This is a genomic window from Paraclostridium benzoelyticum (assembly GCF_001006285.1).
In the GTDB taxonomy this organism is placed as follows: domain Bacteria; phylum Bacillota; class Clostridia; order Peptostreptococcales; family Peptostreptococcaceae; genus Paraclostridium; species Paraclostridium benzoelyticum.
The window spans coordinates 1-19,150 of sequence record NZ_LBBT01000293.1; the positions used below are offsets into that span (position 1 = coordinate 1).

A 19,150-nucleotide genomic window follows, 5' to 3' on the forward strand; every position below is an offset into this window, starting at 1 on the left:
AATTCCTAGGTAATCTAGAGTATTAATTTTAAATTTATAATGTTTTAAATGATTTTTAAGTGAATTAATTTTTGATTCTTTATCTAAAATTAATAAGTTGGGTTTTATAGATTGATTATATAGATTTAAATTTTTAATATTTAAAACATCTAAAATTGTAATATTTAAAAGCATATAATCAGTAATTTTAAAGGCTTCTTTAGAAAAATTAAATATTAATTCTTCAACTTTAAAGCCTTGGTTAATAGGTAAAATTAACTCATTTATGGTAATTGCTATAAGTGATCCCAATAGAATCGATGAAAGCCTTACTAGTATTTGTGATGGATCACTCATAGTAAAAAATAAAATTAGACTACCTGAAACTAAGCTCATTAAACTGAGTTTGGTTTTATGTAAGTTGAATTTATAAAAAATAAATACATCTGAAGAACAAACTAATGCAAGTGAATATATATTCCATCTGAAAATAATACCTATACAAAAGGTTAGTATAGCTCCTAATATATTTGCGAAAAACCTTTGTAAGCAATAAGTTCTAGCACCTGAAACAGTTGGAAGCATTGCAAATACAATTCCTACAGTTATTACAGTAGTTGATACTTTAAAATAATTAGTTAAATTACATAAATAAATACCTATTATAGCTGATAAAAGAATTTTTAGCGCTCTAGTTTCATCTTTTATTGATAATCTTTGTAATATAAATTTATTATGATTCATAATGAGTCCTCCGATTAAATTATATTACAATATAGTATCAGTTAGATGGATTAATTGCAACAAAAAGTATCAGTTTAATATAAAAACTGATACTAAAAACAGTCTTAAAATATTTTAAGACTGTTAAATATGAATAGATAAAACTTCAGACTCAGTTAATGTATTTATTTTTTTTATATAATCAAGTATTAAAGGGATACAAGCTGCAATCCAAGCCATAGGTCCTGCTAAGCAAACTCCAAAATATCCTAAGAATAAAGGGAGTGTAAATGCAACGATCGTCCTAGCTAATAACTCACAAACTCCAGCTAACATAGGAACAAAAGTGTAGCCCATTCCTTGAAGTGCATTTCTATATATGAATATTAAGCTAAGTGGTATAAAGAAAAATGCAACTGTAGTTAGATATTTCATAGAGTAAGCAACTACATCTGGATCAGAACCTGATACAAACAGCTTAACAAATTGATCACCAAATAAAAATAGTATAAGACCTCCCACAAGACCTATAGCGATATTTATAATAGTGCATTTTTTTACACCTTCTTTTATTCTCTCTATGTTTCCAGCCCCTAGGTTTTGAGCACAATAAGTTGCCATAGTAACTCCAAATGTTATACTAGGTTGCATAACTAATTGCTCTACTTTAGACGCAGCAGTATGAGCTGCTACTACTGTTGACCCAAATGCATTAACAGCACCTTGGAGTACAATTGCGCCTATAGCAGTTATAGAAAATTGCATAGCCATTGGAATCCCAATGCTTAAATGTTTTTTTAAATAGAAACTGTCAAATTTAAAATGTTTTTTCTCAAGTTTTAATATAGGGAATTTTTTAGCCATATAAAATAAACATAAAATTCCGGAAACGCCTTGAGCAATTACTGTTGCATAAGCTGCACCAGCAACTCCCATAGATAAGTTTATTATAAAAAATAAATCAAGAATGATATTTAAAATTGATGCTACTATTAAAAAATATAGAGGTGTTTTGCTATCACCAAGAGCACGGAGTATACTAGATATCATATTATAGAAAAAAGTAGCAAATACTCCTCCATAGATAACCACTATATAAGATTGAGCGTCCTCTATAATATCAATAGGTGTATTTATTAAGTGTAAAATTGATTTTGATGTAACAACACTTATAACTGTTATTAAAATTGACATAATAATAGATAGAACAATTGCACTGGCAACTGCTTTTTTTACTCCATCAATATCGTTAGCTCCAAACTTTTGAGACACTAAAACAGAAAAGCCTGAAGTAAGACCTAATACGAATCCTATTATTAGGAAATTCATGGATCCTGTTGATCCAACTGCAGCAAGAGCCTTAACCCCTAAAAATCTTCCTACTATTATAGTATCAACCATACTATAAAACTGTTGAAATATATTACCTATTAAAAGTGGTATAGAAAAGTATAAAATTAGTTTTACTGGATTACCAGCTGTCATATCTTTTGTCATAAAATCCCCCTTTGTAAAAAATATATGCTTGCATATGATATCATTATTTAAAAATTCCAACAATACATTATATTAGAATTATCAAAAAAGGATAGTAAATTATATAAATAGTTAAACCATCTTAAAGACTGTTTTCAAAACAGTCTTTTTTTTTATTCTAAAATGTCAGTTTTTGCATTGAAAAATGGTAAATATAAACATTTAATGACTAGTTTTTTAATTTGTATTGAATAAACAAATATAAGGTGGTAATTTAAAATAAAAAGGTAAAAAGGGAGGACTTAATGATTGAATCACTTACCGACAGACTTGTGTCATTTCTTGTGCTAAAAAATATAATAGACACAGAAAAATTTGAAAAATATAGAGATAAAATAAAATCTTTAATATTTTTTGGAATGAGCTTTGTAAGTGTAATTTTAGTTGGTACTATCTTCGGCAAAGTTACTCAAGGAATAATACTTTTAATATGTTATTTGATAATAAGAAGATTTGCCTGTGGATACAGGGCTAAAAATTACATTATACGATTGTTAATGTTTATGGGGATATACATATTTACTATATTTTCTAGTAGTTATGAGGATTTAACAACATATAAGTTTTTAATTGTTTTATTTACGGTATTAAGTTGGGGATGTATATATGCTTTAGCGCCTGTAGATAATATAAAAGATAAAATGGACTTTAAGGATATATTAAAAAATAAAATTATATCTAGAACAATGGCCACGATAATTACTTTTTTAACAATTATACTATTAAAGATAGAAATTATAAATGAATATGCGGCATTTACTTGTAGTGCTTTATATTGGAGTGCATTTATGCTAGTTCTAGGAACTATAAAAAATTACATAAACAATTAGGTGAAAAAGCATTTATGGGGAGATTTACAAATGAGTAAATCCTTACCTATTAAATGTTTTTTTATTTGTTAGTAGTTATTTTTAGATAAAATAAGGTAGATAATATATTATACGAATAAAATAAGCTAGAAAAAATACTATAAAAATTACACGTATAAGAGGTGAACATATGAAAATATTAAAATACTTGCTTATATTTATACCGGTAAGTATAATTGCCGAATTTATGAAGTTGCCACCAACAGTAATGTTTTTATTAGCCGCACTATCAATTGTACCGCTAGCAGGACTTATGGGAGAAGCTACAGAAGAAATAGCTTTTTATACAGGATCTAAAATAGGGGGATTTTTAAATGCTACATTTGGAAATGCAACAGAACTTATTATTTCATTCGTTGCTTTAAAAGCAGGCTTATTTGATGTAGTAAAAGCATCTATCGCAGGATCGGTAATAGGAAATATATTACTTGTACTAGGAGCTAGCATGTTGTTGGGCGGACTAAAGCATAAAAATCAGAAATTTAATAAAAAAGTTATAGAAGTATCATCAAGTATGCTTTTATTTGCAGTTATAGGACTTTGTGTACCTGCGATTTTTACTCATACAATTAATTCTAACTTACTAAATACAAAATATGAGGGATTAAGCATTATTGTAGCTGTAATAATGTTTATAATATACATATTAAGTTTAGTATTTTCGTTTTATACACATAAAGATATATATTCATCAGAGCATGAGGAAAATGGAGAGGCTAAGTGGACACTTAAAAAATCTATATTTGTTTTAGCTATAGCTACTATATTAATAGCTATCGAAAGCGAATTTTTAGTTAGTGGTGTAGACTCATTAACGGCAACATTAGGATTAAGTGAATTTTTTGTAGGGATAATAATAATACCTATAATAGGAAATGCAGCAGAACATTCGACTGCTGTCGTAATGGCGATGAAAAATAAGATGGATGTTGCTGTAGAAATTGCAGTTGGATCTAGTTTACAAATAATATTATTTGTTGCTCCTGTATTAATATTTTTAAGCTTACTTTTTACTCCTATGAGTATTGTATTTAATCCGTTTGAATTAGTAGCACTAATCGTTTCTGTTCTTATTGTAAACAGAGTTGCAAGTTATGGAGAGTCAAATTGGCTAGAAGGTGTACAATTATTATCTGTTTATTTCATTATTGGAGCAGGATTTTTTATATCAAACCTTTAAGTGTTAAAGAATTAGAAAAATTTAAATTATTTAAATAGAAAACAAGCTCTAGTGTTTAACCAGAGTTTGTTTTATGTTAACATAAAACAAAAAGTATTAAGGAGAATGGGAAATGGTTAATATATTAGTTGCTGATGATGATTTAAGAATACTAAGATTAATAAATGATTTCTTAAAATTAGAAGAATTTAATGTATATAAAGCTGAGAATGGAAAAGAAGCAATTGAGTTGTTTGAAAAAGAAAATATATCACTAGCTATATTAGATATAATGATGCCTATTGTAGATGGATGGGATGTATGTAAGCATATAAAGTCAAAATCAGATATTCCTGTACTTATATTAACAGCAAAAGATAGTGATATAGATGAACTATTTGGCTTTGATATAGGTGCAGATGAGTATATCTCTAAGCCATTTAATCCGAAGTTACTAATTGCTAGAGTAAAAAATTTATTAAAAAGAGTTAACTCATTGAAAGAAAAGCAAATCTTTAAATATGAAGATATAGTTCTTCAATTAAATAATAATGTAATAAGAATTAGAGAAAAAGAAATTGAACTTACACCAATAGAATATGAATTAATGTTTATATTTTTAAATAATATAGGCATATCTCTAAAAAAAGAGAAATTATTAGATCTAGTATGGGGTTATGACTATTATGGTGATCCAAGAACATTAGATACGCATATAACAAGATTAAGAAAAAAACTAGGTTCTCAATCAGAGTTAATTAAAAATATAAGAGGTTTTGGTTATGTTTTTGGGCGTTAGTATGAAATCCATAAAAAATAAATTATTAACAGGTATAATACTTATAAACTCAATGATGCTAGTTGGAATATTAATATTTACTATCACCTTTAAAGATATATATATAAAGTATACTAGTTTACAATTAGATAAATTCTCAAATGAAATAAAAGTAATATTGAATGAAAATTTAGATGAAAATACATCAAATAAGCTTTTAGAATTAACCGAAAGTAAGGGTTTAAATCTAGATATATATAATAAAGAAGGAAACTTAGTATTTAAGAATAGAATGAGTATGAATAATCACATGATGGGTAAGATGAAAAACAAATATGAAGTAGTAGATAAATACTATATAAATAGAAATTTAACTTCATATATAATACATGAAAACTCAGAAAATATTGAGTTTTTATCAATCATATCGAGTACAAATGATAACTTATATACTACAGTTATTAAAACACCTATAAGTTCAATTGAAAATAGCATAAAGATAGCTTCTACTTTTTTAATAATTATTTTTATTCCGATAATAATTATTTCTATTATAATGGCTATAATTTTTTCAATTAAGTTTACAAAACCTATAAGAAAACTAAATGAAGTAACTGATAAAATTTCAAATTTAGATTTTAATGAAAGCGTAGATATAAAAACTAATGATGAGATTGAGAAATTAGGACAAAGTATAAATAAATTGTCTGACAAGATAAATAGTAGCTTAAGTGATTTAAAATATAAAAATGATGAATTAGAAGTCCTTATTAAAAATAAAGAAAAACAAGAAAATCTTAGAAAAGAATTTGTATCGAGTGTGTCACATGAGCTAAAAACTCCTATAACTGTTATAAATGGATATGCTTTAGGTTTAAAAAGTAATGTAGCTAAAAGTTATGAGGATCGAGAATACTATATAGATGTAATATATGAAGAAAGTGAAAAAATGGGCGTATTAGTTAAAGACTTATTAGATTTATATAAGCTAGAGTCTAAGACGTTTAGTATAAAAAAAGAGAATTTAAATATAAAAGACTTAATAATAGAAACTATTAGAAATTTTGAAATAAAGATAAAAGAAAAACATATAAATGTAACCTTAAATATAAATGATATCTTTATATATGCAGATAAAATTAGAATTCAACAAGTTTTATATAATTTTATAGATAATGCTATACATCATATAGATGATAACCGTATTTTAAATATAACTACATATATATGTAAGGAGAATTTAAAAGTATCTATATATAATAGTGGAGAAAATATAGAAGATGAATATTTAGATGATATATGGGACTCTTTTATGAGAATTAATAAATCAAGAACATATAGTGACAATAGAGTGGGATTAGGATTATCTATTATAAGAGAAATAATAAAGCTTCATGACGGTAAATGTGGTGTTTTGAATAAAAAAGATGGTGTCGAATTTTGGTTTGAATTAAAATTGTAAAAAATTTTTGCTTGTAACTAAGTTGTAACAATCGATAGTCATAATGATATTAAAGATAATTTAATAGGAGGTAGTTTTATGAAGTTAAAAAAAATAATATTATCACTTAGTGTTATATCAGCTATTGGATTTGGATCTATGGGAGTTATAGCAAATGCAAATGAAAAATCATCTACAGATAATTCACTTAGTTACAGATCGCAAAATAGACAAGAATGCAGACTTACGGATGATCAACAAAAACTTATAGACAAAGGTTACAACGAACTTACAAAAGATGAAAAATTAATATTTGATAAGTACTATAAGCAACCAAAAAGTAATTTAAGTGATGAAGAATTAAACAAATACTTTGAAATTCATGATAAAGTATATAAGTATTTAGGAAATGATTTTTTAGAAAATATGAAGCAAAACAGATCTGAAAGATTAAACAATAGACATATGAGAAATGGTCAAGGACAAGGTAGAGGTATGTGTAATCAACAATAAAAATTAATATAAATAAAAAATAAGGTTAGTTTTACTAACCTTATTTTTTATTTATATGAGGAAATGATAAATATTTATCGTTATAGAATAAGTAGACAAATTGCATCTATGCAATAACTTAACATTAAATTAACATAGAAAAAATCTATAACAAATATACAATGGATATAAAACAATTAACAAACTACAATTTTAGTATTGTGTCGAAATTAAAAAATTAAGATTTATATTAATTTGAGTATAAATTTATAAACTTATAATATGATTTTTTAATTAGTAACAAAATAACTATTAAAAATGAGTGAATTTATGTGTAAAAGCTAAAAGTTACAAAGTGAATTTATAATATTTAAAATAGAAAATGTAATTAAGCTATAATTTATGCTACTTTTTACAATGATTATTATATAAAACAAGCAAAAAATAGCATAAATTATAATTGTTACAAAAAAAATTTAAAAAAATTTTAAGTGAATTTCACATACCTATGAATCCTTGTAATTTCAATAGATAAACATTGTTGCCAATTGTAACTCTTTTGTAACCAAATTTGATTTTTTTTGGTTCTAGGTGTTTACAAAAATAAAAAAGTATATTAACATTAATAACAAGTTAAAAAAAGTTACGAAAAAGTAACAAATACACACAATATGAATTTAAAAAGACATTAAGGTCAATAATATATAATTTTTAATTTTATTTAATTGAATGGAGGAATTTTATGAGTATGAATAAAAGAGCAAAGAAATCAATAGTATTAACATTAGGATTAGTAGTTGGAGGAATGTATGCTTCAACTAACAGCATATACGCTGCAGAGAAAGAAATAGTTACACCAGAAAAATTAAATGTAAGAAAAGGACCATCTGTAGAAAATGATAAAATAGGATCATTAGACAGAGGAATGGTTGTTGAAATATTAGAAACTAGCAATGGATGGAATAAAGTTAAACTTTCAGACGGAAATGAAGGATGGGTAAGTGGAGATTACACTGAAAAAGAAAAAGGAACTGTAACAGCTACTGAACTAAACGTAAGAAAAGGACCATCTATAGAAAATGATAAAATAGGATCATTAGCAAATGGAACTATTGTAGAAGTATTAGAGCATGAAAATGATTGGTATAAAATTAAACTTGATGATAAAAAAGAGGGTTGGATATCTGGAGATTATGTTTTAACTGAATCTCAAGCTATGGAGCAAGCTAAAAATACTAAGGTAAAAGCTGCTACAACAAATACAGTAGAGCAAAAAAATGATTCAGCTGTTAAAGAAGAGAAGTCGGAAGAAGCAGTTTCAAACAATACACAAAATAACACTCAAAATAATACTTCAAATGAATCATCAAAAACTGAAGAAACAACTTCATCAAACAACAATAGTGGAAGATTAATGACTGTAAATGCAAGTGCATATTCAGGTCATACTATAACTGCTACAGGAACAACTCCTAAGTGGGGAACTATAGCTGTAGACCCTTCAGTTATACCTTACGGAACAAAGGTTTATATACCTAAGTTTGATATGGTATTCACTGCAGAAGACTGTGGAGGAGCTATAAAAGGAAATAAAATAGATATATTCATGAATAGTGAATCTGAGTGTACAACTTTCGGAAGACAAAACATAGAAATACAAATATTAGGATAATAAATAGGAGAAGTCTCGATGGAGGCTTCTTTTTTATATGCTTTAAAAGCTATTTAAATCGATTTTAAGCATCTTATTGATGCTTTAGGGGTAACTGTGCTTAAAGAATGAAAGAAAACGTAAATTTGGATAAATATGAGAGTAAAAAAAGTGGGCTTTTTAAGTCCACTTTTTTATTGACATGTCACAAAAATGAAGTTACATTTATCATGGGTGGTATTTTAATTAAACTGCACCAATTGGATATTAAAAATTTTATTATAGGAAGCTCATATCTTTTTAGAATGAGACTGATTAGTAGTATCACACTCGTTAGGAGGTGGTAACTATAAACTTTGGAATTATTGGAGCGGGGAAGATGGGATTTTCCCTGGGAAAATATTTAAAAGAAAACAATATAAATTTAGTGGGGTATTATAGCAAAAGTGAGCATTCTTCTAAAGAAGCATCAACTTTCACAAATACCAAACAATATGTTAAATTAGAAAATTTAGTACAAGATAGTGATGTTATATTAATCACTACTCAAGACTCACAAATAAAAACTGTGTGGGATAATCTAATTAGCTTTCCTATTAATAATAAAATAATATGTCATTTAAGTGGAGCAAAATCCTCAGAAATCTTTTCGAATATAAACCAATATGGTGCATATGGTTATTCAATTCACCCAATATTAGCAATTTCAGATAAATATAATTCTTATAAAAATATTTCTAAAGCATTTATTACAATTGAAGGAGACAAAAAATACATAAATTATTTAAAAAATATATTTTTGTCAATAGGTAACAAGGTTTTATTGATCAATAAAGAAAATAAATCCTTATATCATGAAGCCTGTGTAAGCGCTAGTAACTTAATAGTTCCTATAATTGATCAAAGTATAAAACATCTTGAAAAATGCGGATTTGAAAAAAATATAGCTATTGAAGCTTTATATCCGCTGATTGAATTTAATATAAAAAACATAAAGGAAAAAGGTGTTTTGAACAGTTTAACAGGGCCTATAGAAAGATGTGATTTAGAAACTATAAAAGATCACTATTACGCTTTAGATGATGAAGATAAAGAATTATATACTATTTTATCTAGACACTTATTAAAAATAACTAAAATTAAAAATTGTGAAAAAGATTATTCTAAAATTGAAAAATACTTGGGGGAACAATATGAAAAATACAGTTGTAACTTTTAAAGAAGCTAAAGAAAGAAATGAAAAACTAACTATGCTTACAGCTTATGATTATTCAACTGCAAAGTTAATTGACAGTTGTGGAATCAATGGAATATTAGTTGGAGACTCATTAGGAATGGTGTGTTTAGGTTATGAAGATACACTATCTGTAACTATGGAAGATATGATACACCATACAAAAGCAGTATCAAGAGGAGGTACAAATACTTTAATAGTTGCAGATATGCCTTTTATGTCTTATCAAACATCTACATATGATGCGGTGGTAAATGCAGGTAGACTTATAAAAGAAGGAAGAGCACATGCGGTAAAATTAGAAGGCGGAGTAGATATTTTTAACCAAATACAATCGATAGTTAACTCTTCTATACCGGTTATGGGGCATATTGGACTGACTCCACAATCTGTAAATGCTTTTGGTGGATTTAAGGTGCAAGGTAGGGATGAATTAGCAGCAAAAAAGCTTATTGAAGATGCACTAGCAGTAGAAGATGCAGGTGCATTTGCTGTTGTATTAGAAGGAGTGCCATCAAAGTTAGCATCACTTATAACTAAAAAGCTAAATATACCTACTATTGGAATTGGAGCAGGTGCTGGTTGTGATGGCCAAGTACTTGTATATCAAGATATGTTGGGGATGTTTAGTGATTTTACACCTAAATTTGTGAAAAAGTATGAAAATATAGGAGAAAAGATGAAAAATGCATTTTCAAATTATATAGATGAAGTAAAAACAGAAGTTTTTCCAAGTGAAGAACATAGTTTTAAGATAAATGAAGATATAATAGAAAAACTATATTAAAGGGGATTTGGGCATGAAGATTATAAATAACATAAAAGAAATAAGAAAACAAGTTAAGGATTGGAAAAATGATGGATTAAGTGTAGCACTTGTACCCACTATGGGATACCTACATGAAGGACATGAAAGCTTAATAAAAAAGGCTAGTGAGGATAATGATAGAGTGATTGTAAGTATATTTGTAAATCCAATGCAATTTGGAATAAATGAAGATTTATCTACATATCCAAGGAATATAGATAGGGATAGTGATATATGTGAAAAAAATGGAGCTAGTTTAATATTTAATCCAAGTGTTGAAGAAATGTATACAGACGAATTTAGCACTTTTGTAGACTTGAATAATTTAACTTCTGGATTATGCGGGAAAAGCAGACCAACTCATTTTAGAGGAGTTTGTACGGTTGTGAGTAAGTTATTTAATATAGTAAATCCAGATAAAGCATATTTTGGACAAAAAGATGCTCAACAACTTTCTATAATAAAGCAAATGGTAATAGATTTAAATTTTGATATTGAAATTGTAAGTTGTGCTATAGTTAGAGAAGCTGATGGATTAGCTAAGAGTTCAAGAAATACATATTTAAGCAAAGAAGAAAGACAAGCTGCAACTATAATAAATAAATCATTAAAGAAAGCAAAATCTTTAATAAAAGGTGGAGAAAGAGATTCTAAAAAAATAATTAATTTTATAAAAAATGAAATTAGTAAAGAACCTTTAGCCAAAATTGATTATATAAGTACAGTTGATAATAACACTATAAAAAGTGTAAGAACTATTGAGGATGGTTCGTTGATTGCAGTAGCTGTTTTTATTGGAAATACAAGATTAATAGATAATTTTATTTATGAATAAATAGAGTAAATATAAAAGGGATATTTTAAAATATCCCTTTTATATTTACTCTCAAATAATCTCCATAATTTCTCCATAATTAATTTTTATAATCCTTTTATAAATTTGTAGTTTATATAACTAGAAAATAGAAACGAGAAAGAGGATTAGGATTATGGAAAAATTAACACCTAAGCATATAAAAAATTTAAACTGGAAATTAATATTAAATGTTACACTTATATTTATATTTGGACTTGTAATGCTAACAACTGCAACTCATGCAAATATAACCGGTAACTATAGAGAAATAATGAAACAATTATTGGCATTTGGAATAGGGGTTGCTTTAATAATTTTCACTATAAAAATTGACTATATTAAAATAGGTAAATATCATAAGCTTTTTTATATATTTACTATAATATTATTATTAAGTATATGGGTACCTGGATTAGGAGTAGTACAAGAAGGGTCTAGAAGATGGATAAAATTAGGGCCACTATATCTTCAAACATCAGAAATTGCCAAGCTTACTTTCATAATAAGTTACGCTAAAATTGCAGAAGGATATAAAGGTAAACTAAATAATATAAAACAAATAATACCAGCAGTATTAAAAGCTATGCCAGTTCTACTTTTAATGTTGCTGCAGCCAGACTTAGGAGGAACTATAGTTTTTATATGTATAATGTTTGGAATGTTATTTGTATCAGGACTTAATGGTAAAATAATAAGAAATACTATTTTAATAGGCGTATTATTATTACCATTAATTTATACATGTTTAGCTCCGCATCAAAAAGTTAGAATAGAAGCTTTCTTAAATCCTAATGATTTAAGTTATAAAGGAAATTATCAAGTTGTCCAATCTATGATAGCTATAGGATCAGGTGGTGTAAAGGGGAAAGGTCTTTATGAAGGAACACAAAGTCAAAATGGTTTCTTACCAGTACCAGACAGTGACTTTATATTTGCTGTTATAGGAGAAGAATTGGGGCTAATAGGAATGGGAGCTTTAGTGATATTATATGGAGCATTTTTATTAACAATGCTAAAGGATGCAAAAGAGTCAAAGGATTTTTATGGAACTTTAATTATAATTGGAGTAACTAGTATGTTTGCATACCAAATTATTCAAAATATAGGTATGACTATGGCATTAATACCTGTTACAGGAATAACACTTCCATTTATTAGTTATGGAGCAAGTTCCTTGGTTGGTTCATTATCAGCACTAGGTTTAGTGCTTAATGTTGGAATGAGAAAAAGAAAAATTAATTTTTAAGTAAAATTAATAAGAGATGGGGTAGGCGATGATAAATATACTACTTGTAGATGATGAAAAAAAGATTTGTGAGTTTGTAAAAGCTTATTTAGATAAAGAAGGATATAAAACTGATGTAGTATACAATGGAAATGATGCTATCAATTATCTTGACAACAATCAGTATGATATAGTTTTATTAGACAGGATGTTACCTGATATAAGTGGCGAAGAAATTTGTAATTATATACGAAATAATTGTAAATTGATGAATGTAGCTATAATTATGTTAAGTGCAAAAACAGAAGACGATGATAGAATTGAAGGTTTTGAATTAGGTTGTGATGATTATATATGCAAACCATTTAATGTGAAAGAATTAATTTTAAGAATAAAATCTGTATTAAAACGAAGTCATGAGTTAGAGAATAGTGAAAATATAAAATTTAAAAATCAAATTGAAATAAATACAAAAAACCATGAAGTGAAAGTTAGGGGAAAAAGTGTTATTTTAACTAACACAGAATACAAACTATTATTGGTGATGGCCTCGAATCCTAAAAAAATATATACCAGAGAAGAACTTTTAGAAAATGTAGTAGAAGACCATTTAGAAAAATTTGATAGGGTTATAGATAGTCATATAAAAAATTTAAGGCAAAAGATAGAGATTGATTCTAGAGACTGCAAAATAATAAAAACTGTATATGGAGTAGGATATAAATTTGAAGAAGAATAAAAAATATATTTCTCTAAATAGTCAAATTTTAATAGCATTTTCAGTTATAGTTACTTTAATAACAATTATTATTTCTATATTCATAAACTCGTCATTCAAAAGTGTCTTCAGCAAATATGTTGATGAAAATAATAAGGATGAGGTAAACCACCTTGTATTTGATTTACAAAATGTATATGACAACGATATATGGGATGTAGAAAACATAAAACTTTTAGGTGAAGATGCAATAAGAAAAGGGATAGCTCTAGAGGTGTATGACAAAAATGGAAAATTGGTTTGGAGTGTTTTTGAAGATGAAAAGCTATTATCAAATCAAAGATTGAATACAATAAAAAAGAATATGAAAAGTATTAATCAAAATTGGAATGGGAAACTTAAAGAATATAAATTTGACATATATGATGATAAGCAGTTAGTAGGGGATGAAAGGATAATACATTATGATTCTATTTATTACATGGAAGATGATCTTGAATTTTTAAATATTATGAATAAATTTATGATATTTATAAGTATAGTAGCTGTAATAAGCGTTATAATAATATCTGTAATAATTTCAAAGTCTATTTCCAACCCTATAAAAAATGTATCTAAAATTGCTAAAGTTATAGGAAGTGGAAACTATAAAAATAGATTGAATTATAAAAGCAATATAAAAGAAGTTAATGAACTTACAAAGTCTATAGATATGTTAGCTGAGGAACTAAACAAGCAAGAACTTTTAAGAAAACAGTTAACAACTGATATAGCGCATGAACTTAGGACTCCTGTAACCAATATTCAAGGACATTTAGATGCTATTATTGATGGAATTTGGGATCCAACGCCAGAGAGGCTTACAAGTATAAGAGAAGAAGTTCAAAGGTTAGGAAAGTTAATAGGTTCAATTAAAAATTTATCTACATTTGATAGTTCGCTAAATGAGTTGAATAAAACTAAAACTAACTTAAGTGATTTTATAAAAAATATAACATATACTTATGAATCAAAAGCTTTAGAAAAAAATATAAAAATTGAATATGAATTAAATAAAGTTTTTGCATATGTAGATAAAGAAAAATTTTCTCAAGTTATAGTCAATATTTTAGTTAATGCAATAAAATACACAAACTATGGAGGAAACATTTTAATTAAAGTAGAAAATTATGATGATAGCATAAATATATCTATAAAAGACAATGGAATTGGAATACCTGAAGATGAATTAAACTATATATTTGAAAGATTTTATAGGGTTGACAAGTCAAGGTCTAAAGACACAGGAGGTATAGGAGTTGGACTTGCTATATCAAAAGCTATAGTAGCTGAGCATGGAGGAAATATTTTAGTATATAGTGAATTAGGTAAAGGAAGCGAGTTTGTAATTAAGCTTCCAGTTATGTAAATAAAATATAACTTATTTATTGACAATGATAAATTTTATATAGTATATTTAAAATAGCACAAAGAGGTGCATTAGGAAGCAACGAAGCTCCATAGATTAATCTATGGAGCTTTTTTGTACTTAAAAAAGAAAAGGGGAAATACAAATGTACAACTTTGAAATAAAGACAAAAATAAGCTGCGGTATAGGAGCTTTAGAATCATTAAAAGATATAACAAATAAAAAAATATTTATAATAACAGACCCATTTATGATTGAATCTAAAACAATAGACAAAATATTAATCAATCTAGAAGGAAATGATTGTAATATATTTAGTGAAATTGTGCCAGATCCTCCAATCGAAATAGTTGTAAAAGGGATGGAAAAAATAAAAGATTACTCTCCAGATATAATTATTGCATTAGGTGGAGGATCAGCAATTGATGCAGCTAAGGCAATAATGGATTTTTCAAAACAAATATTTAAGATAGATGAAATCGAGTTTATTGCAATACCTACAACTAGTGGGACGGGATCAGAAGTAACATCTTTTTCTGTAATAACAGACGCACAAAAAGGTACAAAATACCCTCTTGTTTCAGATGATTTAATACCTAATAAAGCTATATTAGATCCGGAACTAGTAAAAACGGTTCCAAATTTCATAACAGCAGACACTGGTATGGATGTATTAACTCATGCTATAGAAGCTTATGTATCAACAGATAGTAATGATTTTTCTGATGCATTAGCAGAAAAAGCAATAAAACTTGTACACGAATATTTAATTGATGCATATAAAGATGGATCAAATTTAGAGGCTAGAGAAAAAATGCACAATGCATCATGTATGGCAGGATTAGCGTTCAATCAAGCGTCATTAGGATTAAATCATGGAATAGCACATATAGTAGGTGCAAAATTCCATATACCTCATGGAAGAACTAATTCAATATTACTTCCTTATGTTATAGAATATAATGCTAATATTTCAGGATACAATAATGCGTCTTACTCAGACACTGCTAAAAAATATGCACAAATAGCTAAAATGTTAGGGCTGGAATGCTCTAATGTTAGATTAGGTGTGAAAAATTTAGTAAATGAGATTAAGAAAATGCAAAAAAATATGAATATGCCGATGAAGTTAACAGATTGTAAAGTGAATAAAGTTGATGTGGAAAATTTATTACCAGAAATTGCTCAACTTGCTTTAAAAGATGGATGCACTAAGACAAACCCTAGAATTCCGAATGATTCGGGAATAATCGACATATTAAAACAAATAATTTAATAAAAACTTAATAAAATGGTTTTTTAAATATTTTGAAATAAATATTGACAAGTGGAAAACGTATATCTATAATTAAATTATCACAAGGGCGTGATAATTGATTAAAAAGCAACGGAGCTTCTTAAAGATATATTGATAGTATATATTTTTAAGGAGCTTTATTTGATTTAAGAAAGAAGGTTTCAAAATGACAGAAGAAACTAAAAGCAGAGTCATTCAGGAATACGTTCCTGGAAAACAAGTTACATTAGCACATGTAATAGCGAATCCAAATGAAGATATATACAAGAAATTAGGACTTATAATAGATAAAAAAGATGCAATAGGCATACTTACAATAACTCCAAGTGAAGCATCGATTATAGCTGCAGATGTAGCAACAAAAGCATCAGGTGTACAATTAGGATTTATAGATAGATTTAGTGGATCTGTAGTTGTCACAGGAGATATAAGTTCTGTTGAATCAGCTCTTAATGAAGTTGTAGAAGTGCTAGGAAATATGTTAAACTTTACATCAACAAAGATAACGAGGACTTAAATTATGAAAAATATAATATTTATGGGTAAAACAGGTAGTGGAAAGACAACACTATGCCAAAAGCTTGATGATTTAGAAATAAAGTATAATAAAACTCAATCAGTTGAATTATACAATCAATCAATAGATACACCTGGAGAATATATTGAAAATAGAAGTTTGTATAGCGCACTTATAACTACAGCTGTAGATGCAAAAACTATAGCATTAGTATACGACCCTACACAAAGTGAAGGATATATTGCACCAGGATTTGCTAGTATGTTTGCTAAAAATGTAATAGGTATAATTACAAAAATAGATATAGCAAACAAAGATGAAATTGAGCTAGCAAAAGAAAAGCTTAAAATGGCAGGTGTTAATGAAATATTTTTAGTAGATACTATCAAAGGCATAGGTATTGAAGAGTTATTTGAATATTTAAGTTAGCTAAAGTGAGGTGGCAACATATGAAAGGAAATATATTGGTAGTCGATGATGAACCAATAATCAGAATGGATATAAAAGACATTCTAACTGATAGAGGATATAATGTTGTTGGAGAAGCATGTGATGGATTTGAAGCTGTTGAAGCATGCAAAAAGTATAATCCAGATTTAGTTATAATGGATATAGATATGCCAATGTTAGATGGACTTAAAGCTGGTAAGATAATAACAAAAGATAACTTAGCAGGAGGAATACTTTTATCAACTTCTTTTGAAGGGGATGAGTATTTAAAAAAAGCAAAAGAAATAGGTGCCTTTGGATATCTAGTGAAACCTATTAATGAGAAGATATTTATACCAACAATTGAAATGTGTATAGGTAAAGTAAGAGAATTTGAAAAGATGAAAAAAGACCTCGATAAGATAAGCAATAAGTTGACTGAAAGGAAGTTAGTAGAAAGAGCCAAAGGGATACTTATAAGAGAATTTGAAATTGATGAGGAAGAAGCATATACAAGAATAAGAAAACTTAGTATGGATAAAAGAACTTCTATGCTTGAAATTGCAAAAACTATTATTATAGGTTACGAGGAATAATAATATGATAAAAGCGTTATGTCAAGAGTATTCTAACTTAAATAGTGAAGAAATTGACAAAGTAATTGATATTTCAAAATCCTTAGATCTAATGGCTAACTTTTATGAAAGCGATGTCTTTATAGACATATTAACGAAAAACCAAGAAGAGGCTATTGTAGTGGCTCATGGAAAAGCTAAAAATAATTCTATTTACAAAAATAATGTAGTAGGAAAAAAAGCTTTGAGTATAAATGAACCAGGAGTTATAAATACGCTACTAACAGGAATTACCTCAAAAGATATAAAAGCTTTGACACAAGAGTATAAACTTGTGAGGCAAAGCATACAACCTATAGAACTAAATGATAAAACAATTGCAGTGTTGATTGTAGAAAAAGACATAAGCAAAGAGTTAAAAGACGAATTTGATACAAATAAAAAAGAATCAAAAGAATTAATAAACTTAATAAAGCAAAACAGTTTTATAACTGATAATTTAAATGCTGCTATACTTGTGTTTGATAAATACGGAAATCTAAAATTTAAGAATAAAAACACTACAAAGATATATGAAGCTATAGGCATGAAAAAAGATTTAGAAGATGTTAAATATGATGACATATCATTAGAAAGTGAAAAATTTATTGATATTATAAGTAGTCATAAAATAGAACAAGTACGAGAAGTAAATATAAATTATAGCTTCTTTGAAGTAAAAACAATAGTTAGAAAATCTGAAGAACTTAGAGTTATTCAAATAATACAAGATATAACTGAATTGAAAGAAAAAGAAGCTGAATTAGTTTTTAAATCAATTGCAGTTAAAGAAACTCATCATAGAGTAAAAAATAATCTTCAAACAGTAATTTCCTTGCTTAGAAAACAGAGTAGACTAACAGATAACGAAGAAGTTAAGATGTGTCTAGACAATGTAACTAACAGGGTGTTTGCAATACTATCTAATCATCACTTGCTATCAAAGCAAATGGATAATAGTATAAGCATTTTACAAGCTATAAATTTATTAATTAGCAATATCCAAGGCGGATATTGTGATGATAAAAATATAAATATATATGTTACAGGTGAAGATTTTAAAATAAATGGAGAAAAATCCAGTGCATTGCTATTAGCTATAAATGAAGCTATTCAAAATTGCTATGATCATGCTTTTGAAGGTAAAGATAGTGGGAATATACAAGTACTAGTAAATGAAGAAGAAAATAAAAATATCATAGCTATCGTTGATGATGGAATTGGATTTGAAAATGATGATAAATTAAAAACTAATTTAGGGACATTTATAATCGATAGTTATATAAAACAGGTTCTAAAAGGGGATGTTGAAAAAATATCTACTGATAAAGGAACAAAAATAATTTTTAAAATTCCAAAATAATTTAATATATGTATTAATAACTATATCTACAAGGTGGTAGTATTAATTAAGCA

General features: G+C 27.1%; 19 protein-coding genes. 17 read left to right on the forward strand and 2 right to left on the reverse strand.

Annotated elements, in window-relative coordinates; genetic code table 11:
• On the reverse strand, window positions 1-723 hold a 723-nt coding region (locus VN21_RS14605; protein ID WP_046823908.1), incomplete at its 3' end, for an aromatic acid exporter family protein.
• A gap of 123 nt (window positions 724-846) precedes the next feature.
• Window positions 847-2,199: an MATE family efflux transporter gene (locus VN21_RS14610; protein ID WP_046823909.1), complete on the reverse strand. Its 1,353-nt coding sequence runs from the start codon at window positions 2,197-2,199 to the stop codon at window positions 847-849.
• Between the two features lie 284 nt (window positions 2,200-2,483).
• Between VN21_RS14610 and VN21_RS14615 the strand changes: the two genes are divergently transcribed.
• From VN21_RS14615 to VN21_RS14700, 17 genes are all read left to right on the forward strand, one after another.
• Window positions 2,484-3,068 carry an accessory gene regulator B family protein gene (locus VN21_RS14615; protein WP_046823910.1) on the forward strand — a complete coding sequence of 195 codons (585 nt, stop codon included), beginning with the start codon at window positions 2,484-2,486 and terminating at the stop codon, window positions 3,066-3,068.
• A gap of 169 nt (window positions 3,069-3,237) precedes the next feature.
• A complete protein-coding gene (cax, locus tag VN21_RS14620) occupies window positions 3,238-4,287 on the forward strand; it encodes a calcium/proton exchanger (protein ID WP_046823911.1) in 1,050 nt (349 codons plus the stop codon).
• A gap of 112 nt (window positions 4,288-4,399) precedes the next feature.
• On the forward strand, window positions 4,400-5,065 hold the full coding sequence (locus tag VN21_RS14625; RefSeq protein ID WP_046823912.1) for a response regulator transcription factor: 666 nt from the start codon (window positions 4,400-4,402) through the stop codon (window positions 5,063-5,065).
• The gene (locus tag VN21_RS14630) at window positions 5,049-6,506 is read left to right on the forward strand and encodes a sensor histidine kinase (protein WP_052952087.1); all 1,458 of its coding nucleotides are present in this window, start codon (window positions 5,049-5,051) and stop codon (window positions 6,504-6,506) included. The genes VN21_RS14625 and VN21_RS14630 overlap by 17 nt, the downstream gene beginning before the upstream one ends.
• Window positions 6,507-6,584: 78 nt before the next feature.
• A complete protein-coding gene (locus VN21_RS14635; protein ID WP_046823913.1) occupies window positions 6,585-6,998 on the forward strand; it encodes a hypothetical protein in 414 nt (137 codons plus the stop codon).
• Window positions 6,999-7,719: 721 nt separating this feature from the next.
• A complete protein-coding gene (locus VN21_RS17965) occupies window positions 7,720-8,649 on the forward strand; it encodes an SH3 domain-containing protein (RefSeq protein ID WP_052952088.1) in 930 nt (309 codons plus the stop codon).
• Between the two features lie 319 nt (window positions 8,650-8,968).
• Window positions 8,969-9,847 (forward strand): Rossmann-like and DUF2520 domain-containing protein, encoded by an 879-nt coding sequence (locus VN21_RS14650; RefSeq protein WP_226896720.1) that lies wholly within the window; start codon window positions 8,969-8,971, stop codon window positions 9,845-9,847.
• Window positions 9,822-10,649 carry a 3-methyl-2-oxobutanoate hydroxymethyltransferase gene (panB, locus tag VN21_RS14655; protein ID WP_046823915.1) on the forward strand — a complete coding sequence of 276 codons (828 nt, stop codon included), beginning with the start codon at window positions 9,822-9,824 and terminating at the stop codon, window positions 10,647-10,649. The genes VN21_RS14650 and panB overlap by 26 nt, the downstream gene beginning before the upstream one ends.
• A gap of 13 nt (window positions 10,650-10,662) precedes the next feature.
• Window positions 10,663-11,505 carry a pantoate--beta-alanine ligase gene (gene panC / locus VN21_RS14660; RefSeq protein WP_046823916.1) on the forward strand — a complete coding sequence of 281 codons (843 nt, stop codon included), beginning with the start codon at window positions 10,663-10,665 and terminating at the stop codon, window positions 11,503-11,505.
• 154 nt (window positions 11,506-11,659) lie between these two features.
• Entirely contained in the window at window positions 11,660-12,772 is a 1,113-nt protein-coding gene (locus tag VN21_RS14665) for an FtsW/RodA/SpoVE family cell cycle protein (protein WP_046823917.1), read from the forward strand.
• 28 nt (window positions 12,773-12,800) lie between these two features.
• Window positions 12,801-13,490, forward strand: a complete 690-nt coding sequence (locus VN21_RS14670) for a response regulator transcription factor (RefSeq protein WP_084822209.1) — start codon at window positions 12,801-12,803, stop codon at window positions 13,488-13,490.
• A complete protein-coding gene (locus VN21_RS14675; protein ID WP_046823918.1) occupies window positions 13,477-14,877 on the forward strand; it encodes a sensor histidine kinase in 1,401 nt (466 codons plus the stop codon). The genes VN21_RS14670 and VN21_RS14675 overlap by 14 nt, the downstream gene beginning before the upstream one ends.
• Window positions 14,878-15,022: 145 nt before the next feature.
• Complete coding sequence (locus VN21_RS14680) at window positions 15,023-16,153, forward strand: 1-propanol dehydrogenase PduQ (RefSeq protein ID WP_046823919.1); 1,131 nt, start codon at window positions 15,023-15,025, stop codon at window positions 16,151-16,153.
• Between the two features lie 187 nt (window positions 16,154-16,340).
• On the forward strand, window positions 16,341-16,691 hold the full coding sequence (eutS, locus tag VN21_RS14685; protein ID WP_021429273.1) for an ethanolamine utilization microcompartment protein EutS: 351 nt from the start codon (window positions 16,341-16,343) through the stop codon (window positions 16,689-16,691).
• A gap of 3 nt (window positions 16,692-16,694) precedes the next feature.
• A complete protein-coding gene (locus VN21_RS14690) occupies window positions 16,695-17,120 on the forward strand; it encodes a EutP/PduV family microcompartment system protein (RefSeq protein WP_046823920.1) in 426 nt (141 codons plus the stop codon).
• Between the two features lie 20 nt (window positions 17,121-17,140).
• Complete coding sequence (locus VN21_RS14695) at window positions 17,141-17,716, forward strand: ANTAR domain-containing response regulator (RefSeq protein ID WP_021429366.1); 576 nt, start codon at window positions 17,141-17,143, stop codon at window positions 17,714-17,716.
• 4 nt (window positions 17,717-17,720) lie between these two features.
• A complete protein-coding gene (locus tag VN21_RS14700) occupies window positions 17,721-19,097 on the forward strand; it encodes a histidine kinase N-terminal domain-containing protein (RefSeq protein ID WP_046823921.1) in 1,377 nt (458 codons plus the stop codon).
• Window positions 19,098-19,150 lie beyond the last annotated feature (53 nt).